15 protein-coding genes are annotated in these 20,622 nt (G+C 42.4%); 12 read left to right on the forward strand and 3 right to left on the reverse strand.

Annotation, left to right across the window (positions count from 1 at the left end; translation table 11 throughout):
- The first annotated feature begins 189 nt into the window (after positions 1-189).
- From rnhA to KJS58_RS07595, 4 genes are all read left to right on the forward strand, one after another.
- A complete protein-coding gene (rnhA, locus tag KJS58_RS07580; protein ID WP_213531955.1) occupies positions 190-846 on the forward strand; it encodes a ribonuclease H in 657 nt (218 codons plus the stop codon).
- A gap of 37 nt (positions 847-883) precedes the next feature.
- On the forward strand, positions 884-1,669 hold the full coding sequence (locus KJS58_RS07585) for a Cof-type HAD-IIB family hydrolase (RefSeq protein WP_213531956.1): 786 nt from the start codon (positions 884-886) through the stop codon (positions 1,667-1,669).
- A gap of 213 nt (positions 1,670-1,882) precedes the next feature.
- The gene (locus KJS58_RS07590; RefSeq protein WP_213531957.1) at positions 1,883-2,371 is read left to right on the forward strand and encodes an NUDIX domain-containing protein; all 489 of its coding nucleotides are present in this window, start codon (positions 1,883-1,885) and stop codon (positions 2,369-2,371) included.
- Between the two features lie 107 nt (positions 2,372-2,478).
- Positions 2,479-3,111 carry a LysE family transporter gene (locus KJS58_RS07595; protein WP_213531958.1) on the forward strand — a complete coding sequence of 211 codons (633 nt, stop codon included), beginning with the start codon at positions 2,479-2,481 and terminating at the stop codon, positions 3,109-3,111.
- Here the strand turns inward: KJS58_RS07595 and KJS58_RS07600 are convergent.
- Positions 3,092-4,522: an amino acid permease gene (locus tag KJS58_RS07600; RefSeq protein WP_213531959.1), complete on the reverse strand. Its 1,431-nt coding sequence runs from the start codon at positions 4,520-4,522 to the stop codon at positions 3,092-3,094. The genes KJS58_RS07595 and KJS58_RS07600 overlap by 20 nt on opposite strands.
- A 175-nt stretch (positions 4,523-4,697) precedes the next feature.
- On the opposite strand from KJS58_RS07600, the gene KJS58_RS07605 reads away from it, so the two are divergent.
- The 5 genes from KJS58_RS07605 to KJS58_RS07625 all read left to right on the forward strand — a co-directional run bounded on the left by KJS58_RS07605 (position 4,698) and on the right by KJS58_RS07625 (position 10,591).
- Positions 4,698-5,549 carry a GNAT family N-acetyltransferase gene (locus tag KJS58_RS07605; protein WP_213531960.1) on the forward strand — a complete coding sequence of 284 codons (852 nt, stop codon included), beginning with the start codon at positions 4,698-4,700 and terminating at the stop codon, positions 5,547-5,549.
- A gap of 19 nt (positions 5,550-5,568) precedes the next feature.
- On the forward strand, positions 5,569-5,991 hold the full coding sequence (locus KJS58_RS07610; protein ID WP_213531961.1) for a VanZ family protein: 423 nt from the start codon (positions 5,569-5,571) through the stop codon (positions 5,989-5,991).
- Positions 5,992-6,208: 217 nt separating this feature from the next.
- Complete coding sequence (locus KJS58_RS07615; RefSeq protein ID WP_213531962.1) at positions 6,209-7,678, forward strand: N-acetylmuramoyl-L-alanine amidase family protein; 1,470 nt, start codon at positions 6,209-6,211, stop codon at positions 7,676-7,678.
- A gap of 305 nt (positions 7,679-7,983) precedes the next feature.
- Entirely contained in the window at positions 7,984-8,697 is a 714-nt protein-coding gene (bglS, locus tag KJS58_RS07620; protein ID WP_213531963.1) for a beta-glucanase, read from the forward strand.
- A 205-nt stretch (positions 8,698-8,902) separates the two neighbouring features.
- Positions 8,903-10,591 (forward strand): extracellular solute-binding protein, encoded by a 1,689-nt coding sequence (locus KJS58_RS07625; protein WP_249717020.1) that lies wholly within the window; start codon positions 8,903-8,905, stop codon positions 10,589-10,591.
- A gap of 150 nt (positions 10,592-10,741) precedes the next feature.
- Here KJS58_RS07625 and KJS58_RS07630 read toward each other — a convergent pair whose 3' ends face one another.
- Both KJS58_RS07630 and KJS58_RS07635 read right to left on the reverse strand, forming a co-directional pair.
- Positions 10,742-12,382 carry a response regulator transcription factor gene (locus tag KJS58_RS07630; protein WP_213531965.1) on the reverse strand — a complete coding sequence of 547 codons (1,641 nt, stop codon included), beginning with the start codon at positions 12,380-12,382 and terminating at the stop codon, positions 10,742-10,744.
- An 11-nt stretch (positions 12,383-12,393) separates the two neighbouring features.
- Complete coding sequence (locus KJS58_RS07635) at positions 12,394-14,103, reverse strand: sensor histidine kinase (RefSeq protein ID WP_213531966.1); 1,710 nt, start codon at positions 14,101-14,103, stop codon at positions 12,394-12,396.
- A gap of 211 nt (positions 14,104-14,314) precedes the next feature.
- On the opposite strand from KJS58_RS07635, the gene KJS58_RS07640 reads away from it, so the two are divergent.
- The 3 genes from KJS58_RS07640 to KJS58_RS07650 are packed head-to-tail and all read left to right on the forward strand — an operon-like array spanning position 14,315 to position 20,575.
- On the forward strand, positions 14,315-15,199 hold the full coding sequence (locus tag KJS58_RS07640; RefSeq protein ID WP_213532231.1) for an ABC transporter permease: 885 nt from the start codon (positions 14,315-14,317) through the stop codon (positions 15,197-15,199).
- Positions 15,200-15,215: 16 nt separating this feature from the next.
- A complete protein-coding gene (locus KJS58_RS07645; protein WP_213531967.1) occupies positions 15,216-16,094 on the forward strand; it encodes a carbohydrate ABC transporter permease in 879 nt (292 codons plus the stop codon).
- 32 nt (positions 16,095-16,126) lie between these two features.
- On the forward strand, positions 16,127-20,575 hold the full coding sequence (locus KJS58_RS07650; RefSeq protein WP_213531968.1) for a carbohydrate binding domain-containing protein: 4,449 nt from the start codon (positions 16,127-16,129) through the stop codon (positions 20,573-20,575).
- Positions 20,576-20,622: the final 47 nt, after the last annotated feature.

The following is a 20,622-nucleotide window of genomic DNA, read 5'->3' on the forward strand; positions in this document are numbered from 1 at the left end:
GTTTGAGCAGGGAGCCGTACATATGCTGAGTCTTACGAATGAAAAAATAGGATTGATCTCATGAAGCCTGGGTTCTTACGCTCAGGCTTTTCTTATGTCTTGAAATAACAGATGACTTTGCATCTTTTCTTCTGAAAAGGTATTGTAGAAAGTAATGTGAAAAGGTAAGTATGGAGGGAATCAGGGGACATGGCTAAGCAAAAATATTATGTAGTTTGGGAAGGGAAAAGCCCGGGTATTTATACAAGTTGGCCTGCATGCCAGCAGCAGGTTAACGGAGTGAATGGCGCTAAATACAAGGCATTTGAATCCAAAACAGAGGCCGAGAAAGCCTACACGGCAGGCTGGAAAGGATATTGGGGGCAAGGAGGAGCTCAGAAATCTGCAGGGAGTTCTAGCAAGCGTACGTATGGAGCTGCTGATGCTGCACCTATAGAACCTGTTGACTACAATAGTATCTCGGTTGATGTAGGAACTAGGGGAAACCCAGGCCCTATGGAATACAAAGGCGTGGATACGAAGACAGGAGAAGTATTGTTCAGTGTAGGTCCCATACCAAATGGTACAAATAACATCGGCGAGTTTCTTGCCATTGTTCATGCGCTGGCCTATCTTCAAGAACAAGGAAGTAACAAGACCATTTATAGCGACTCAGTAAATGCGATGAAATGGGTTAGACAGAAGAAAGCGGCTACTACATTGAAAAAAGATGCCTCGACCCGTCAGGTTTGGGATTTGGTCGAGCGGGCTGAAGAATGGCTCAGAACGCATACGTACCAGAACAAAATCGTGAAATGGCAAACGAAGTTGTGGGGAGAAATTAAAGCAGATTATGGACGTAAGTAAATAGAGAAATCATAACATTCATGGAGGGAACATAAGAATGACTAATTATAAAGCAGTGTTTTTTGATATAGATGGTACGCTGGTGAATGATGAGAAGGTTATTCCTGCAGATGCAGTTGAAGCGGTGAATCAGCTGAAAGCTAGTGGAATTGATGTTTTTATAGCGACGGGAAGAGCACCTTACTATATTACAAAATATTTATCAGAGCTTGGTCTGGACTCGTTTATCAGTCTGAATGGATCATATGTGGTGTACAAAGGACAACCTGTTCATAAGACTCCTATTTCCAAATCAACAATGGAAAGACTGGAAAATACGGCACTCAGCCACAATCATCCCATTGTAATGCAAGGTGCTGAGGCGAGCTTCTCTAACACGGAACAGCACGATTTTATTGCAACGTCTTTTGAGACCCTTCGTGTCGAGGTACCGGGTTATCGTACTTCCTATTGGAAAGAAGCGCCGATCTATCAGGCACTGCTATATTGCCAAGAACACGAAGAACATATCTATACATCGGAGGAAGCTGGTTTTGGGGATCTTCAGTTTGTTAGATGGCATCCTTATGCTGTGGATGTAATTCCTGCGGAAGGTTCCAAGGCCAAAGGGATTGAGGCGGTACTCAAAGTTTTGGGAATATCGAAAGAAGAAGTGGTTGCTTTTGGCGATGGACTGAATGATGTAGAAATGTTGTCCTATGTAGGGCTGGGTATCGCAATGGGGAATGCCAATGATGAGGTTAAATCATATGCAAAATATGTGACCAGTTCGGTTGATGAAAGCGGAATTCGTAAAGGTTTGGAGTATGCCGGGTTATTGTAGTGAGGTTTTGGTTTATATAGGACAAAGCGGTGTGAAAAAGGATGATCCATGGGACCATCCTTTTTCTATGCTTGCAGCCTTCATTTTCAACACAAAAAAATTACATGATAATTACATAATAGGGGAACCAATATGCGTAAAAAAGGATATATATGGTATTATTGATCTTAAGATCGGAAAGAGGATTGGGAGTTTCCTGTGAGGAGGATGTTCATGTTCTATGTTAATGCAAGAGCTTTTATTGAAAGAGAAGGAAAACAAGGAACCGAGCTCGTCATTCAAACCCGTAACAAGCCGGGAGAGGAAGCACTTGAACTTCCAGGTGGAAGAATTGAACTATTCGAATCCGTTCACAAAGCGTTAATTAGAGAAGTTCAAGAAGAAACAGGTCTCACCATTACTCGGATTGAAGGCGCTTCAAAAAGAATCGATACGATAGGCATCAATCCAGACTTCGAGGTCGAATGTGTTGAGCCTTTTTGTGTATACCAAACCCTTAAGGGACCGGTTGATTCCATTGGTATGTATTTTATCTGTAAGGCAGAAGGTAAACTGTTAGAACAAGGGGACGAGACAAAGGGAGCTACATGGAAAACGTTGCAAAGTCTTCGTACGATGATCGATCAGAATCCACTGCAGTTTAGTAATGTAGATAGAGCAGGTCTTAAATATTATCTAAAACATAGAGTTGTGCGTGATTAAGTTACCCTTTTAATTTTTCTCTCATTCACTTTGTTGTCGTACATGCCTTCCTTCTTGAATAAGATGAACAATAGGTTGTCTTTTTATTCAAGGAAGGAGGAGGCTGTATGATTACAAGTGCTTTTTTGGGTTACATACTGCTTGGGGTTTCCATTGCTGCACCCATTGGTCCGCTCAATGCTGCCCAGCTCAACATTGGAATCAGACGTGGATTCTTTCATTCCTGGTTTTTCGGACTTGGCGCAGTGCTTGCTGATCTATTGTACATGCTATTAGTGTATTTGGGAGTCGTCCATTTACTAGATGCTCCCTTTATTCAAACGTTTTTATGGTTGTTTGGTTTTTTTGTGCTTTCGTACACAGGAATAGAAAGTATTCTTAGCACCGGTCAGATCAAGGAAACGGAAATCGATCATAAAGAACCTCTGGGTAAATCAGTGATGTCAGGATTTTGGTTATCGCTTTTTAATCCGATGTCCATTCTATTCTGGCTCGGCATTTATGGTTCCGTTCTTGCGAAAGAGACAAGCTCTGGAAGCGTAATGCATGTAGTGATTTTTAGTTCTGCCATCATACTTGGTATTTTTATGTGGGACCTAGCCGTTGCCACCATGTCCAGTTTCTTCCGCCGGTATTTAAGTCCCACACTTTTAAAGACGATCTCTGTAATTTCGGGTCTATCCTTATTAGGATTTGGATTATATTTTGGTGTTCAGGCAGTCAAGGCTTTATTTTTTTAACCCTTCCCGGGAAGCGATATTTATTAGATTTTAACTTTTGGATCAGCTTGCGGTCGGGCTTTGTTCGTTTGGGCCTATCCGCAGTCCATACTTTTTTCTGCATATACAGGGTTAAGAGACCAATGCATGCGATAAACAGAAAGCTGATCCAAAAGCCAGGTCTACCCGTCTTATGAAAGAGTGTTCCTGTTACAGCGAGTAGAATGAGAGTAAGTCCTCCGTATCTTTTGATTTGTCCAAAAGTGGTGAGCTTAAGCAGTTTGCCTGAGGTAATAAGAATGAAGGACCAATTGTACAGGAGCATGAGTCCTGCCGCAGTTGTGATTGATTCATAGATGGTATCAGGCAAGAGTAACGCTGTTAGGATCGAAATACCGAGCAGCACAGCATTGAATCCATACGCATAAATAGGAAAACGTTCCTTCACTTTTCTGCCGAAAAGAGAAGGGGCGTCTTTGTCTTGGGCAAGGGTAACTAGCATCGTCGTTACCGCATATAAGGATGCAACCATTGTCGAGAAACCAGCAATAATCAGCACGCCATTAAATAAGTGAGGAATAAAAGGAAGTTCATAAGTGGCTAGTGCCTGGATAAATGGACTCTTTTTAGTTCCATAACTCTGCCAAGGCGCCAAGGTAAGAACAAGAAACAAGGAAGTTACATAGATTACGGCAAGTACCGTTATCATAATTCTGCCCGATTTTGGAGCTTCTTTTGGCTGCTTCAAACGGATTGCCATAAGCCCCATGACTTCCACTCCTCCAAAGGCATAAAAAGAAAAGAGTAACGCTGCCCATGTACCTGTAATTCCGTTAGGGAATATCTCGCTTAAACGAAGCGGGGCATTAGGTTTGATTCCGCCGGATAACCAGCCGAATAAACCAGCAGCTCCAAGACCAATGAACATAAGGATAGCTGAAAGTTTGATAATGGCTGCTGTAGTCTGCAGCGGATCAAACAACTTCGTACCAATTACGATGATCAGGAGTCCAAGCAGTGCATATACTGACGCGAATACCCACATTGGGATAGCCGGAAACCAAAATCTCGTAAATAGGGACAAGGCAGTGAGCTGACTTCCCATAATCAGTAATTCTGAAGAAAAATACCCCCATCCACTGCTGAATCCAGCCCATTTTCCATAAGCTTTCTTCGCATAGGATCGGAATGACCCTTGCTCTGGTGCAGCAGCTGTCATACCGGCGAGTGCATTAAATACACAATATGTACCAAGAGCAGCCAGTACAAAAGTAAATAAAACGGATGGACCACCCACCTGAATGGCAAGAGCAGAACCTAAAAAATACCCCGTTCCGATGGTACCGGCAACGCCAAGCAAAGAAAGTTGCCACCATGATAAATTACCTTTTGTTTCAGATACTTGTTTCTTATTATTGCTATTATCGCCCATTTTTTCTGTACCTCATTCATGTCATATTTACCTCTGTAATATAAGAAAAGACAGACAAAAAGATACTGGAATAATTTCCTGCATAAAAAAGGCGGAATGAATTGGCAAAATATAGGTATTGGACTATGATAGATAAAAGGCGAATAAAGCAAAAAGACGGGGAAGGTGTCAGATCATGCAAGGTAAAGTACTTGAAGTAAGCACTGCCCAGCGACTTGAACGTTCTGAAATGGAATACATGATTGATCGTATGAGGGCAATGGAAGAACGGCCGGGGAATCCAATGGGCATTGAGACTCAGTATTTTGGAGAAGCTGTCGCTTTTTATAGCAGGGAGATGCCTTGGCCTCAGTTTAATACAGTGAAAGGAATCGGCTCAGAGGAAGAGTCATATTTGCCTGAAATAATGATGTTTTATCGCTCCAGGAATCGAAATCCGCATATCGAGATTACTCCTCTCAGAGCAGAGCCAACACTGTTTAGATCTCTGACTACACATGGATTTTTCCAATCCTCCTTTCATGCCACGTTATATAAAGAATGTAAGAAAGAGACTAGCTCTTCGTTAGAAAAAAAGACAAGCGATAAGGAAAATATCCAAATTGTAGAAATTAACTCGCATCAATTTGATGATTATGCTACGGTTCATTGTCTAGGAACAGGATTACCGATTTCAGGGAAACAGCATATTGCAGATAACAACCGTATTCTTCATGGAAGAAAAGGTTGGAAGTATTATGTAGCTTATTATAATAACGAACCCGTGGGCGCTGCGGCAGCTTATATTCAAGGAAGTACTGCTTCATTGACCTTTGCAACTACCTTGCCGGCATACCGAAATAGAGGGATTCAAACCTTGTTAATTGAGCGGAGAATGAAAGATGCAGTTCAGGAGGATTGTAATCTTATCGTTGGACAAGCCTCGTATCTGTCTTCGAGTTTTCGGAATATGCAGCGAGCAGGAATGCAGCTTGGTTACACAAGATCGACCTGGAGCAGTCTTATGCCTCTGAGCGGCCTTATGTAGAAAGAAGGGAATGTAAGAGTTGAAGCAACAAACTTTATTTCGGGTGATCCTTTTTTTATATTCAGTAATGCTCCTATATTTTATGTTTGCCGGATTTCATCGCTATGTTCATGATAACTATCGCTATAATCTAATCCCATTACATACGATTTTAGCTTATGTGAGGAATCTGAGTCTAGATCATGTAATTGATTCAGCAATAAACCTGATTGGAAACATTGCCGTTTTTATCCCGCTTGGTTTTCTTATTCCTGCATCGCTGTCTCGTCCTTGGTCCTATGGAAGGTTCATTCTATTCTTTAGTTCTTTTATCATTTTGCTTGAGTGTATGCAGACTTTGTTACGAGTGGGAACCGGAGATATTGATGATCTATTATTGAACGTAATCGGTGGTTCTGTTGGATATATGTTATACAAACGATATGAAACATGGATCTCATGATTGGTCAGAAACATAGAAGAAATGCAGTATTTAGAAAAAGAGTAAAGAAACCGATATATATAAGGGATTTTAGGTTTCATTTTTATGACAGATTGGAAAAGAAAAGGTCATTAAAGACGCAACTATTACCAGATTTCTGCGTTCATTATAGTAGTGAATGTAAAAAAATGTTGGATGCCGGCGAGTTTACTAGACGACCAAAAGGATGTGTGAAGGTTTGAAGAAAATTGTTCTATTTATGTTGTTGTTTGTAGGGTTATGGGTGATTCCTGGGCTCAGTCATGCAGACGGTGGACAAGCTAAGATTTATCTTAACGATAAACAGCTTGGAACGACGGGGGATACGAAAGTCGAGATTATTAATAAATCTGTCATGATTCCAATCCGTATGGTTGCAGAGGAACTTGGCTATGGTGTAAAGTGGGAACAAAAAACAGGCACCGTTACTATAGAACAAAATGGCTCCACCATTAAAATGGTCGTAAATAATAAAAATGCTACGGTTGATAATCAATCCGTAAAGCTGGACAATGCGCCCGTCCTTAGAAAGGGAACGACTTTGGTTCCGCTGCGTTTTATAGGCGAGCAGTTCGGAATGAAAGTAAAATGGAACAATACGACAAAGACAGTATATTTGGAGGATGAGAGTGGATCTGGAGCAGGTAGTCAGCCTCCAGCGGGTTCACCTGTAGCCCCTAGTGAAGGGGAGAGCAGTACGGTAACCAATCCCAGTGGTCTTACTGAAATAAGCGGGCTCAGCTTCAGCGAGAATCGTCTGCTGATCGCAACAAGCGGTAAAGTTACTCCTAAAGTATTCACGATGACTGGACCTGATCGAATTGTAATTGATCTGCCTGATACTAAATTTAGTTCAACGTATGGACAAGATCTGAATCAGCAGGGAGCAGGTACTTTAGAAGTTACTGATTACCCGGTTGTATCTAAAGTCAGATACTCTCTGTTCAGTGATAAACCTTCAACCGTCCGTATTGTTATCGATTTAACACAGTCCTCTGGATACCATGTGACGCAAGAAGGGACAAGCTTACTAGTACTCGACTTAAATTCAGATTCAACATCTACACCAAGTACCGAGAATCCGGGAACAACTCCTGTCATACCGCCGAACACGACGAACCCTGACGAAAATAACGGCAACAAAGTCATTGTTTTAGATGCAGGTCATGGAGATCATGATTCTGGTGCAGTAGGAGTCACAGGCAAATTAGAGAAAGACTTAAACCTCAGTCTGATCTTGAAGGTAGAGGCATTACTTAAAAAAGAATCGGGCGTTGATGTAATTCTTACCAGAGATGATGATACATTTGTTTCTTTAACAGGTCGTGCGAAGGTAGCGAATGACCTCGGAGCGGATGTGTTCATCTCCATCCATGCCAACTCTGCCGGTTCATCAGCAAGCGGGACAGAAACGTTTTATTACAAAAATCAAGATAAAGCTTTAGCTACGATTGTTCATAAACATTTGGTCAGTGCAACGGGTTTTAAAGACCGTAAAGTGAAATCAGGTAATTTATCGGTATTAAGAAATACAAAAATGCCGGCTGCACTACTGGAGATTGGTTTCCTTTCTAACAAGACAGAGGAAGCCGCTATGTTTAAAGAAGATTTTCAGAACCGTGTTGCCCAGGGCATTGTTGATGGCGTTAAAGAGTATTTGAACTTATAACTTATCATCATAAGAATGAAGGATTGATTATGAATATCGAAAGTGTGGATTAGAGGAGGATATGATCCTACACGCAGAAGAAGCCGCGAATTCGCGGCTTTTTTTGTTTTAGCAATGTAATTTCCTTATCGTAAGCGAAGGAAAAGAGCTATATTTTAGGCCGCTATGTTTAGAAATGAATATCTATTCTTTAGATTTTGTTATTTTTAACTCATACAAATCCATATAGAATGATAACAACAAACATGTAAGCGCTTTATAAGTTGTTTTTAACACATGTTTGAAATTTCTCAGGAGGTGTGTGGATGAAAAGGAAGACTTGGTACACGTTGGTGGTGGTTATGATGATTTCTTTATTTTCCTCAGTAAGCGCATTTGCAGGTTATGTTTTCTGGGAACCGTTAAGCTATTTCAACTCAAACACATGGCAAAAGGCAGATGGATACTCTAACGGTGGAATGTTCAACTGCACTTGGCGAGCAAACAATGTTAATTTTACAAGTGATGGTAAACTCAAGCTTGGTTTAACCAGTTCTGCTCAAAATAAGTTTGATTGCGGTGAGTATCGTTCCACCAATAATTACGGATACGGGCTTTATGAAGTCAGTATGAAACCCGCTAAGAATCCTGGGATCGTCTCCTCTTTTTTCACTTATACCGGACCTGCTCATGGAACACAATGGGATGAGATTGATATTGAATTCTTAGGTAAAGATACAACAAAAGTACAGTTTAATTATTATACGAATGGGGTTGGTAATCATGAGAAGATTATCAATTTAGGGTTTGATGCATCACAAGGATTTCATACGTATGCTTTCGACTGGCAGCCAGGACATATCAAATGGTATGTGGATGGAGTATTAAAACATACAGCAACCAGCAATATCCCCAAAACACCTGGAAAAATTATGATGAATATTTGGAACGGGACAGGGGTTGATGAATGGTTAGGTTCTTATAACGGTGCCAATCCATTATCTGCAGAATATGATTGGGTTCGATATACGAGTAACTAGAGAGGTAATAAAGGCAGCCGTCACTGGCTGCTTTTGATTTTTCATCATATCCGGGTTCAACCAAGTATCACTTATCCAATATATGTATTCAATTTCAAATATCCTAAATTAATGCAATAAATGTTGCAATATTAGTATGGGCATATGTATCTATCATTCATTATGATTAACTCTGTAAGCAACATTACATAGACTGGGGGAAGCAATGTTGGACACAAATAAAAAAAGAAGAATAGGCAGTATGGTAATGGTAGGGATGCTGGCCCTAACTGCGGTACTGAGTGGATGCGGCAATGGGGGGAACAAGGAAGCTGAACCAAGCACTCCATCTGCACCTGTGGAGCTTAAAGACGGGAAATACGATCCGCCGGTGACAATTAGCTATCTACGGCCTTGGGGTCCAGACGTTACGTTTAAGTCAGGCGAGGATCAGGATAACAATGTTCATACCAAATGGGCGAAGGAGAAGCTGGGCATTGAGCTAAAAAATGAATGGGTTTCTCCATCTACCAATAATGCATTCGAGACGAAGCTTCGTCTATCCCTTGCTTCTAATGCACAAATGCCGGATATTATCTCTTATCGTGGTGAATTTAATTTGGTGCGTGAGTTGATTGAATCCGGAATGTTTGTTGATGCAGGCGAGTTATTTGATAAATATGCCAACGATACATGGAAAGATGCTATTAACGAAGATCCTTCCGTTTGGTATCCATATATGCAAGATGGCAAACGCATTGGTATCCCGATTCTGGATTATTCCTATAATGGTGACCCAGTGATGTGGATTCGGGAGGATTGGCTGAAAAAGCTTAATCTGAAAGGACCGGAGACATTGGCTGATCTTGAAGTTGTTATGGATGCGTTTACAAATCGAGATCCGGATGGGAATGGTAAAAAGGATACATTCGGATTGACCATTGGATTTAAAAACTGGGTAAATACCTGGATGTCGGATGCTGGATGGGTCTTTGGAGCATATGGCACGATGCCAAACCAATGGAACCTTACAGAGGATGGAAAACTTGAATACGGTTCAGTGACACCAGGAGCAAAACAGGCACTCGCAACATTACAAAGTTGGATGAGCAAAGGGTATATCCCAGAGGAAGTAGGCGTATACGACGAGACGAAGGCTGCTGAAGAATTCACTGCCGGCAAGGCAGGGATTGTGGTTGGACCTCACTGGATGCCAACTTGGCCACTGGAGGACGTGAAGAAAAACGATCCAGATGCTGAATTTAAGGCATATCCTATTCCTTCTGGTCCTGATGGCCAAGCGGGCAGACGTGGTACGCCAAATGAGAATGGTGTTGTTCTAATTAATAAAGACATGGAGAATCCAGAAGCATTTTTCACCTATCAAAATTATCTGTTTGAGAATTTTGCTAACCCACAAGCAGGCGGTGAATTTGAATATGGATTTGCTGAAGGATACGATTATGTTATGGTTGACGGCAAACCATCAACGGATCCAAGTCTGACTGAAGGTTATGCTCCTGAGAAATACACGTTGGCCTTTGATGGGGCACGGATTCCAAGTCTTAGCATGAATACACTGGCGAAGCTGGCCAATGGTGAGACGCCATCAACGCCATTTGAGAAAAAGTTAGATGCAAGTGTTCCAACAGCGATGCTGGAAGCAGCGAAACTTGTTCTGGATCAAAAGGATATCTCTCTTAAACAGATGTTTACTGGTGCGCCAACGATGACGATGCAGATGAATAATGATATTCTGACCAAGATGGAGAAGGATACATTCTCACAAATCATCTATGGTAAAACTTCAATTGATGCCTTTGATTCCTTCGTAGAGAAGTGGAAGTCTTCAGGCGGGGATCAGATGACGAAAGAAGTAAACGAATGGTACCAGTCCGTTCAGAGCGGAAAGTAAGAACTGCAGGGAAGTTAGACTACACATAAACTGCAAATTTCAACAAGAGATTAAAATCGAAAAAGGCATTGTCGGGAAAACTCCGGCAATGCCTTTTAGCAATTTTCGTTAAAATAGAGGTAACTGGTTGAATCTAGTCTCGATTCTTCTTTAAACGGGCAGACTTTCCCGATATTCCTGCGGAGTAACGTCATAATATTTCTTGAATACACGAATAAAGTAGGCGGTATTGTTGTAACCGACGAGCTCTGAAATTTCAAATATCTTGGCAGTTGAAGTTCGTAAGTAATACGCGGCCTTCTCCATTCTTAATCGGTAGACGTAGGCTGTAAGTGCTTCTCCCGTCTCTGCTTTATAGACTTTGGACAAATAGACAGGATGCAGGTGTACATGGTCAGCAATCGCCGGCAGGGACACATCGGAAGCCAGATGAAGATCGACAAAACTTTGTACACTGCGAACGATCGTGCTGTGATTGTCCTTCAGCTCTTGTTCAGCGTCATCACGGATGTAATGCAACGTTCGGATAGACCAGTCCATTAATTGCTTTGTCGTCGAATAGCTAGGCGCTTGAAAGTAACGATAGGATTCTACTGGTAGAATAGAAGAGAGCTGTTTCCCATTTTTATGTATGATATAAGTAAATGCACCCGCTAAAGCGTAATACACTTCAATCGTTGACTCTGCGATATCATGATATTCGTTTGAATGCAGCAACTCCTCAAAGATCTGCTCGATCTTCAGTTCTGCATCTTGAAAACGTCCAGCTTCTAACAGACTTATTAAAGTAGGCGGTTTATAAAGCGACCTGATCGTATGAAGAGAGGGCACATTTTTTTCGTCGGAAGCGGTAACGAACAATCCTTGGACTTGTCCCATCCGCTTACGCATGGATATAACTGATCGCTCATATATTTCACCGATCTCACTCGGAAACTCTCCCCAATGGGAAACGGAAATCGAGATCGCTCCCTTTAAGTACGCCTGAACATTCGTTTGAATCTGGGCAGCATAATGTTCTAGCATCGTCTGAGGAGTCTCGTGTTTATTCGAGAACATCTTGCTTGGATCCTTCACACTTACCAGGACAACGATATAATCATGAACATCTCGGGTATGCCAGATATGAAAATAATCTTGCACAACTTCATTAATGATATTACAGATGGCATATTCCATGAGTGCAATATCGCTGCTGCCCATTTCGGAAAAATGTTCTTCCATACGAATAATCAACATTGCTAAATCTTCTCCTATCGTATAGGGAAGTTCCAGTAGCTCAAGTTTATCTGTCAGCGTCTTTTGATCATAGGTTTTGCCAGTGAGCAGCTCATGGAGCATCGTAGATTGCAGTAGTGGCAGATTATCCTGAAACGCGTTTAATGCTCTTTGATAAGATGCCGCGGTTTCCCATTTTTTCTGAATTCTACTCACGAGACGTTGGACGGATTCAATCAGGTCTTCGTCACTTACAGGCTTGAGTAGATAATCAAAGCTTTCTTGGGCCATCGCCTGCTTTGCATATTCAAAATCGGCATGACCTGACAGCAGAATAGTTTGTACATGGGGCCATCTTTTATGGATCTCCGTAATCAGTGCAATGCCAGATATTTCAGGCATACGAATATCGCTGATCACAATATCGATGTCATGGTTTTCCATCATTTCAAGCGCCAATTTGCCAGATAATGCCTCATGGACAGTGCCAATTCCACAGCTTTCCCAAGGAATGGTCTCCGCCAGCGTCTCGACCACTGAACGTTCATCATCCACTAATAAAATTTGTAGCATGGGTAGTTCACCTACTTGTTAGTATTGTCGTGCCATATGATATCAACTTTAACCCCGCCGAGTGAAGAATGATGATAGGTCAGACCTGCTCCTTCACCGTATAGAAAAGATAAACGCTGATGAACATTCCACGTGCCGCAGCCCATATTCTCATCCAGCGGTTTAAGGAGATCATATTTCATTTGATCAAGCTGTTTGTCTGACATGCCAAGTCCACTGTCTTCCACCGTAAGCGTATATACATCATCTTTGCAGTCCCCATAAATTCTGATTTCCCCGTTCTCTGCTTTAGGCTCGAGTCCATGAATGACAGCGTTCTCAATAATGGGCTGTAGAGTCAACCTGGGTACCGTTTTATCTAAAATAGCATGGGAAACGTCGATTGTAAAATGCATACGTTCTAGTCTAAGCGATTGGATTTCAAGATAATTTTTCACCATTGCTAATTCTTCTCTTATTGTTGCCATGTCATTTTCTGATCTTGTTATGTACCGGTAGTATTCTCCCAAATTTAGTGCCATGGCCACCACCGCTTTTTCATTTTTCATTCTCGCCATATTTTTGATATAGAACAAGCAGTTATAGAGAAAATGTGGATTGATCTGGGATTGCAGCTGCTTCAGGGTTGCTTCACGTCTTCTCAGTTTCTCCTCGTACACATTTTCGATTAACTCCTGAATACGCTGCGCCATGATGTTGAACCTAGCGAACAAGAGACTGAATTCGTTATGTGCAGTGTGATTCAGTCGCACGGAAAAGTCCCCGGTGGACAAGCGATTTGTTCCTCTCACCAGTTGAAGAAGAGGGACCTGAACGCTGCGAAAGAGCGTATACAGAACTAGGATACTCATCACGATTAAGACTGCGATAGAGGCATAGAACAGGTTACGACTGCTCGTAATCGGCTTTAATATTTGCTGCATGGGCACATAATCCACATAGTACCAACCGAGACTCTTGGATTGAATATAGGAGACGTAGTATTCGGTTCCATCCAGTGTAGTTCTGAACCCGCCTCTAGCTTGCAGTTGTGCATTTTGCAGTGAAGGCAGGATGGATTTCAGGGTACTCTTCTCCGTGCTGTTGCTAATTAAGCCGAAATCAGGATGAAACATAAAAGGGTCGCCTTTGTTGTTTAACTTATTCTGATTAAGCAGTAATTTGAGGTGGTGAACTGGAAAACTAATTTTGGTAATCAATTTGGCCTTACTAGGATTGCTCATCGCTGTCGTTGGATCGGTAGTATGCCAGATAAATTGATTGTCGTTGTAGGTCCAGGACTGCGAGAGTGGTTCTGTAAACTCATTTTCTCTGTAAGGTATGTAAGCATAATAGTCAGTTGATATCACTTTTTCCATACGGGGGAAGTACAAGGTAATGGTCGAATGCCATTTGCTTGCTGCATTATACAGATTCATCTTCTCTAGAATGGCACTTCCCGCTTTGGTACGCTCATAGGGAATATCTTTGTAGTCGGGGCGTTGATACTCCTGAATACTGGAATCCTGCCCAATCGACATCCCGTAAAGGGACAACTGATAAATGTTGGACTCCACGGATTCTGCAAAAGTCGACAGCTGATTCTTCGTGTTGTTCTGAATTTCATGTTCAATGACTCTTACGCTTTCTCTATTCGAGTAGGTATAGAGGAACAAAACCAGGATAAGCAGGATCACAACTAACAATGCAATTTTAGTAAAAACATTTAAGCGGTTCAGCAAAGCTCTGCCTCCTCATCTCGTTAAAATATTCATATCATTCTTGCAATATTAGGATATAGATCGCAAAATCCCATTGTTATAATTTTACTATACAAGTTTGGGTTAACTTGTAAAACATAAAAATTAGAACATGGGGGATGCAGGGGTGAAGGAACATACTTTAAAAACAACGCATAAACAGCGTTCTACCAGGGTGAGACAGCGCTGGAATATGCAGCGGAACTGGCCATTGCATATGATGCTCATTCCAGCCGTATTACTCGCGCTGGTGTTTCAGTACATACCGATGGGCGGAATTGTCATCGCTTTTCAAGATTACAAACCATACCTTGGATTTTCAGGATCTGAATGGGTAGGGTGGGACAATTTCCGATACCTGTTTTTATATCCTGACGTTGGTCAAGTCGTTTGGAATACACTCTTTATTGCCTTTTTTAAGATTGTGGCAGGGCTGATTGCCCCTTTGTTGTTTGCCATTTTATTAAATGAAGTACGACTGGTTGGTTTTAAAAGAGTGAGCCAAACGCTGGTTTATCTACCGCATTTCCTCTCGTGGGTCATACTCGGCGGGATTTTACTTGACATCTTGTCCCCGCAAGGAGGGATCGTGAATCAGCTTATCGTAGCACTTGGAGGGGAACCGATCTTTTTCCTTGGAGATGGTACATGGTTTCGGGTAACGCTGATCGTCAGCGACGTCTGGAAGGAATTTGGTTTTGGAACGATCGTCTTTCTTGCCTCTCTCGCAGGGATTAACCCGGCGCTTTATGAAGCGGCTGAAGTGGACGGGGCTAACCGGTTCAAACAGACGCTGCACATTACGGTTCCAGCATTGATGCCGATCACAATTGTGCTTATGACGCTTTCCATTGGTAACATTCTAAATGCCGGTTTTGACCAAGTTTTCAACCTGTACAATCCGCTTGTGTATGACAAAGGAGATATTATTGATACTTTTGTTTATCGACTGGGGATTTTGAACGGGAAGATGAGTTTTGCTACAGCGGTAGGATTATTCAAATCTGTGGTAGCAACTATTTTGATTGTAGTATCGTACAGATTAGCTTACAAACTAGCCAACTATAGAGTTTTTTAGAGAGGAGAAACGAAGCTTGTATTATAAAACAAAAGGATATCGAATATTCAGCATAGCCAACTACACGTTCCTTGGTATTTTATCGTTGCTCTGTATTCTGCCAATCATTCACATATTAGCCGTTTCATTCAGCAGTATGGCGCCGGCTTCCTCCAATATGGTCACATTCTGGCCTATTGGTTTTACGACGGACGCTTATGTAAAAACATTCGGAAATTCAAACTTTATCAATTCCCTTTTGGTATCTGTCAATCGAACCATACTAGCTACAATAATTGGTATCGTCATCATGCTGATGACAGCTTTTCCTTTGTCGAAGGAAGATACCAGTTTCAAAGGGCGTTCATGGTACACTTGGTTTTTTGTGTTCACCATTTTATTCAGCGGCGGACTTATTCCAAGCTATATTCTTGTACAAAAGCTTGGTTTGATGAATACAATCTGGGCACTCATTTTGCCAGGAGCCTTGTCCGTGTGGAATGTCATCCTCATGATGAACTTTTTCCGCGGATTACCAAAGGAACTGGAGGAAGCCGCTTATTTGGATGGAGCAGGACATATCAAAACACTCGTTTTGGTTTATGTTCCACTGTCGCTTCCAGCTATCGCAACCCTGTCTTTGTTCACAATGGTAGCTCAATGGAATTCTTGGTTCGACGGCATGATCTACATGTCTGATATTAAAGATTATCCACTTGCTTCCTTGCTGCAAACCATCATTGTTCAGCAAGATCTCAGTAAAATCAATGTAGACCCTTCCATGCTGGAGAATATCTCACAGCGAACCGTACGCGCAGCACAAATCTTTATCGGTGCGCTGCCGATCTTGCTTGTATATCCGTTTTTGCAACGCTTTTTTGTAAAAGGAATCGTCATTGGGGCGGTTAAAGGCTAAGCAATGAAAATTAGGCTAATGGAGGATATAGGATGAAAAAAGGATTGGCATGTATTGTTACAGGGTGTTTAACAGCTTCACTCTTTTTTCCAACATTTTCTGGAGCAGAAGGTGCAGATGCGCAGGTGAAAATGGGGGACTTGCAGGCGAAAAGCCTGCAAGCCTCTGTTCCCTATCAAGAACTGAACGGACATTGGTCTCAGTCTGCAGTATTGCGTATGCAAGATATGAATTTATTGCAAGGATATGTGGATGGTACATTCAAGCCGAATCGTGTGATTAACCGAGCTGAGTTTGTTATGATACTCGATCGTGTGTTTGGATTTACAGGCGGAACAGAGTCTCATTCGTTTGCGGACGTTACCGCAGGGGACTGGTACTACGATGTGCTGACAAGAGCAAATGGGTCAGGAATTATCCAAGGAACCGATGCGGATCATCTGTCTCCTAAACAACCGATAACTCGTCAGGAAGCTGCCATAATGGTGGATCGAGCTTTTCAGCTTTCGACCGGAATGGAAGAGGAAAGCGAACTGTTGAAGTTTCATGATGCAAAGGATGTTTCCAGCTACGCTGAGAAAGCGCTTACCTACTTAACGAGTAACCATATCATGAAAGGATATCAGGGTAAGTTACATCCTAAATCTCCAATCACACGTGCAGAGACGGCAGGTCTCCTAGCTGCGATGATCGCGGATATTAAAACCTCTCCGGGAACTTATGAATCCAGCGTAGAGGGGAATCTGATTGTTCGGTCTTCTGATATTACACTCAAAAACACAGTCGTAAAAGGAAACTTACTGCTTACAGAAGGAATTGGGGATGGGTCCATTGTGCTTCAAGGGGTAACGGTTACAGGGAGTGTCATTGTTAAAGGCGGCGGCAGTCATTCAATAGACATCAGCGACTCCACGCTGAATCGCATCGTTATTGACAAAAGAGGAGAGCCCGTAAGTGTAAATATTAAAGAAGGCAGTAACATACAAAAGATGATCGTTATGCAAAAAGCTAGTGTGGAACTCTCCTCAGATAGCTTGATCAATTCATTAACGGTCCTCACGAAAGCAGATCAGACACAGATTAATTCTAAAGGCAAGATTAACGAACTGAAAGTCGATGCAACAGATGTTGTTGTTAATGGCGAAAAGGTAAAACCAGGCTTCCTTACTTCCATGAAAGGAGAATCGGCACAGCCTGTTCCCTCCCAGCCGGGTAATTCAACAACGGATTCCAGTGCTTCCACTCCATCTTCTCCGGGAGGACAAACACCATCGGTACCAGAAAGCCCGTCAAATGAGAAACCAATTCCACCAACGACGCTTCCTGATGAAGACTGGAAGCTTGTCTGGAATGACGAATTTAACGGACCTGCTATTGATGCTTCCAAGTGGACAGTCCAGGACACGGGTCTAGTCTATAACAATGAATTGCAATACTACAGTCCCGATAATACCCGCATTGTAAAAGATGAGAATCGAAGCGTTCTTCAAATTGAAGCAAAACGCGAAGAGAAAAGCGGTCAAAAATTCACTTCCGGTAAACTCATCTCTATGGGTAAAGGCGACTTTACATACGGTAAAGTCGTTGTACGTGCGAAGCTCCCTAAAGAACAAGGCATGTGGCCCGCTTTTTGGATGATGCCGACAGATGAAGCCCACTATGGAGGATGGCCTGCCTCTGGAGAGATCGACATTATGGAGCTCATTGGCGGCGAAGAGAGCCACAATAAAATATACAGTACCTTGCATTATGACAGTGTGAAGCCTGATGGGTCTCATGGACACGATCAGGGAAGCATCACACTTCCGGATGGAGAATCATTCGCTGATGATTATCATGATTTTCAAGTGGAATGGCTCCCGGGAATGATACGATTTTATGTTGATGGCAAGCTGCATCATGAAGTGACCAATTGGCAGACAAAGGCTTCGGGTCAGCCGGAATACTATACGTTTCCTGCTCCTTTTGATCGTCCGTTCTACCTGATTCTGAATTTGGCGGTTGGAGGAGATTGGCCGGGATCACCGAATAATGACTTTACTTCAGAAGCGATGAACGTTGATTTTGTTCGCGTATATTCTTACGACAAATTAGACGAATGGCCTGATGTGACAACAGATCCAATAGAGCCTGAAGCACAGCGTGAACCGCAGGAGGATGGCAATCAGATATACAATGACCGTTTCTTGGAAGGCACGGAAGCGAGCGGTGTTCCAAAGCAATGGCAGTTCATTACAAATGCGGATGGAGCAGGAGATGTCAAGGTTGTAGAGGATGAAGAAAAAGGAAAAGCAGTGAAGGTGAGCATTGATAAAAAAGGGACTGAGAACTATTCGATTCAGCTCACACAAATGCCGATCTATGTGAAGAAAAATAAAAAATACAAGATAGAGTTCGACGCGAAGGCGTCAGCAAACCGTACAATCTCTTCTAAGGTGACTCAATTTGAAAAAAGTTGGACGAATTACTCGGGAGATCACTCATTAGCGATTACTACAGAGTGGAATAAATACGAATATACGTTTGACATGCGAGATGGAACAGACAATAATGCCAGATTTGAATTTAATTTAGGATTGGATAATCATACCGTTCTGATCTCTAATGTTCGGCTGAGCGAGGTAGGAGAAGCAGATCCGCTGACTGTAGAGCGGAAGCCGCTGCCTGATGGCAATTACATCTTTAATGGAACGTTTGATCAAGGCAAGAACCGTCTTGGGTTCTGGTCAAGCAGGATTGCTGAACATGCTTTAGCTGATATCAGCGTGAACAACTTCTTGAAATTCCCGATTATGGAACGTCAACTGGTTGTTAATGTGAAGCAAACGAATGGAGAGGCTGAGCAGGTTGCGGTGAATCAAGGAGATTTGAAGCTGGAGGCGAATACCACCTATGGTTTTTCATTTGAAGCCAAAGCAGATGCGCCGCGCAGTATGGACATTGATCTGATTAGCGGTGAGGGACATTCCATACAAATTCATCAAGGTCAGAATATCCAGCTTGATCAGGAGATGAAGACGTATACCGGAGAAATCAGTATTGGAGATGGAGAGCCAACTGCAAATTCTGAGTTTAGACTGTTACTCGGCAGCTCGACAGGTACCGTCTATGTGGACAATGTCCGTCTAACAAAACGTGGAAATCCTATTTCCGTTAATGGCTACGCACATATTCCTGCAACGGAAGCCTGGTCCATGCAGGGCTTACAACTTGAGAATTCAGATGAAGGCGGCCAGCATATCAGTCATATGGAAGAAGGGGATCTACTCCAATACAAGATTGATGTAGCTGCTGACGACGATTATGTAATATCTGCCCGAATGGCTAGTGCAGAAGATGATTCGAGTGTCCGTTTCAGCATCAAGGACGAACAGGGCACTACGGTTGCACAGTCTGTGTACGCTCTTGGGGATACGGGTGGATGGCAGAAATACAATACAGTCTACTTTCCACCCGTTACTCTAACTGCTGGCAAACATTATTATGTAGATTTTGAAGGTAAGGATTATAATACACGCTGGGTAGATATATCACAAAATAAGGTGAAAAATGGAGAACTTGCAGCATCTCAGGAGCATTGGGAGAAGATTCCTAATGATCTGATAACTTCTGATGTTGAAGGCGGAGGAGTATTGATTCATTTACCCGGCACAAGTACGGATTGGTGGGATGTTTTGCTGCAGCAACGACAGATAAAGCTTGATGAAGGAAAAACATACAGGCTCGCATTCGAAGCATCTGCATCCAGTCCGAAATCGGTACAAGCCGTCGTCTCACAAAATGAAGGCGATTATACGAAGTATATGGAAGAAAAAATCGAGCTAACCGAAAGTAAGCAACAATATGCTTATACATTTACGATGAATGGTGCTTCGGACCCCGCAGCTGTACTTGCATTTGGGTTAGGTTATCCGTCATCAATCGGAAATCATACTATATCCATCTATAACGTATCGTTAATTGAGGTGAATCCGAGTGCCGATCAGGGTGGACAGCCTATTAACGTAAACTTGATTTCAAACGGTGACTTTTCCAAAGGAACCGATGGTTGGTTTACTCATGTGGATGGGGATTCCAAGGAGCTTGAGATAAGTGCTAGTAACCATCAGCTTCAAGCCAAAATTGGAACGGCTGGGCAGAACCCTTGGGACCGTCAGGTCATTAACGAAGGGTTTGGCATCCAGCGAGATTTTAAATACAAACTTACATTTAAGGCGAAAGCTGATAAGCCCAGAAAAATGAACTTAGGCATCGGATGGGTCGATGCATCAGCCAACTATGAATGGCATGGATTCTTTGGGGAAAAGGTTGATCTAACTGCGGAGGAACAACTGTTTACCTTTACATTTAATGCGACAGAGGATAGCTATGCTAATACTAGAATTTCATTTGATATGGGGAATATTTCGGGTGCAGAAGACGGCGATACAATTATCACGTTGTCCGATATCAGCTTGATTAATATGGGGTCTGTGAAGTAGACTGCTAAAGCTTTGTGCAGGATATAGACTCGTATTTTAGCTGCAAT

The organism is Paenibacillus sp. J45TS6, from assembly GCF_018403285.1.
Classification (GTDB): domain Bacteria; phylum Bacillota; class Bacilli; order Paenibacillales; family Paenibacillaceae; genus Paenibacillus.

Excerpts from the sequence above, each read along its gene's own strand:
- rnhA (WP_213531955.1), top strand. The coding sequence starts at position 190 with ATGGCTAAGCAAAAATATTATGTAGTTTGGGAAGGGAAAAGCCCGGGT.
- KJS58_RS07585 (WP_213531956.1), top strand. The coding sequence starts at position 884 with ATGACTAATTATAAAGCAGTGTTTTTTGATATAGATGGTACGCTGGTG.
- KJS58_RS07590 (WP_213531957.1), top strand. The coding sequence starts at position 1,883 with ATGTTCTATGTTAATGCAAGAGCTTTTATTGAAAGAGAAGGAAAACAA.
- KJS58_RS07595 (WP_213531958.1), top strand. The coding sequence starts at position 2,479 with ATGATTACAAGTGCTTTTTTGGGTTACATACTGCTTGGGGTTTCCATT.
- KJS58_RS07600 (WP_213531959.1), bottom strand. The coding sequence starts at position 4,522 with ATGGGCGATAATAGCAATAATAAGAAACAAGTATCTGAAACAAAAGGT.
- KJS58_RS07605 (WP_213531960.1), top strand. The coding sequence starts at position 4,698 with ATGCAAGGTAAAGTACTTGAAGTAAGCACTGCCCAGCGACTTGAACGT.
- bglS (WP_213531963.1), top strand. The coding sequence starts at position 7,984 with ATGAAAAGGAAGACTTGGTACACGTTGGTGGTGGTTATGATGATTTCT.
- KJS58_RS07625 (WP_249717020.1), top strand. The coding sequence starts at position 8,903 with ATGTTGGACACAAATAAAAAAAGAAGAATAGGCAGTATGGTAATGGTA.
- KJS58_RS07630 (WP_213531965.1), bottom strand. The coding sequence starts at position 12,382 with ATGCTACAAATTTTATTAGTGGATGATGAACGTTCAGTGGTCGAGACG.
- KJS58_RS07640 (WP_213532231.1), top strand. The coding sequence starts at position 14,315 with ATGCAGCGGAACTGGCCATTGCATATGATGCTCATTCCAGCCGTATTA.
- KJS58_RS07650 (WP_213531968.1), top strand. The coding sequence starts at position 16,127 with ATGAAAAAAGGATTGGCATGTATTGTTACAGGGTGTTTAACAGCTTCA.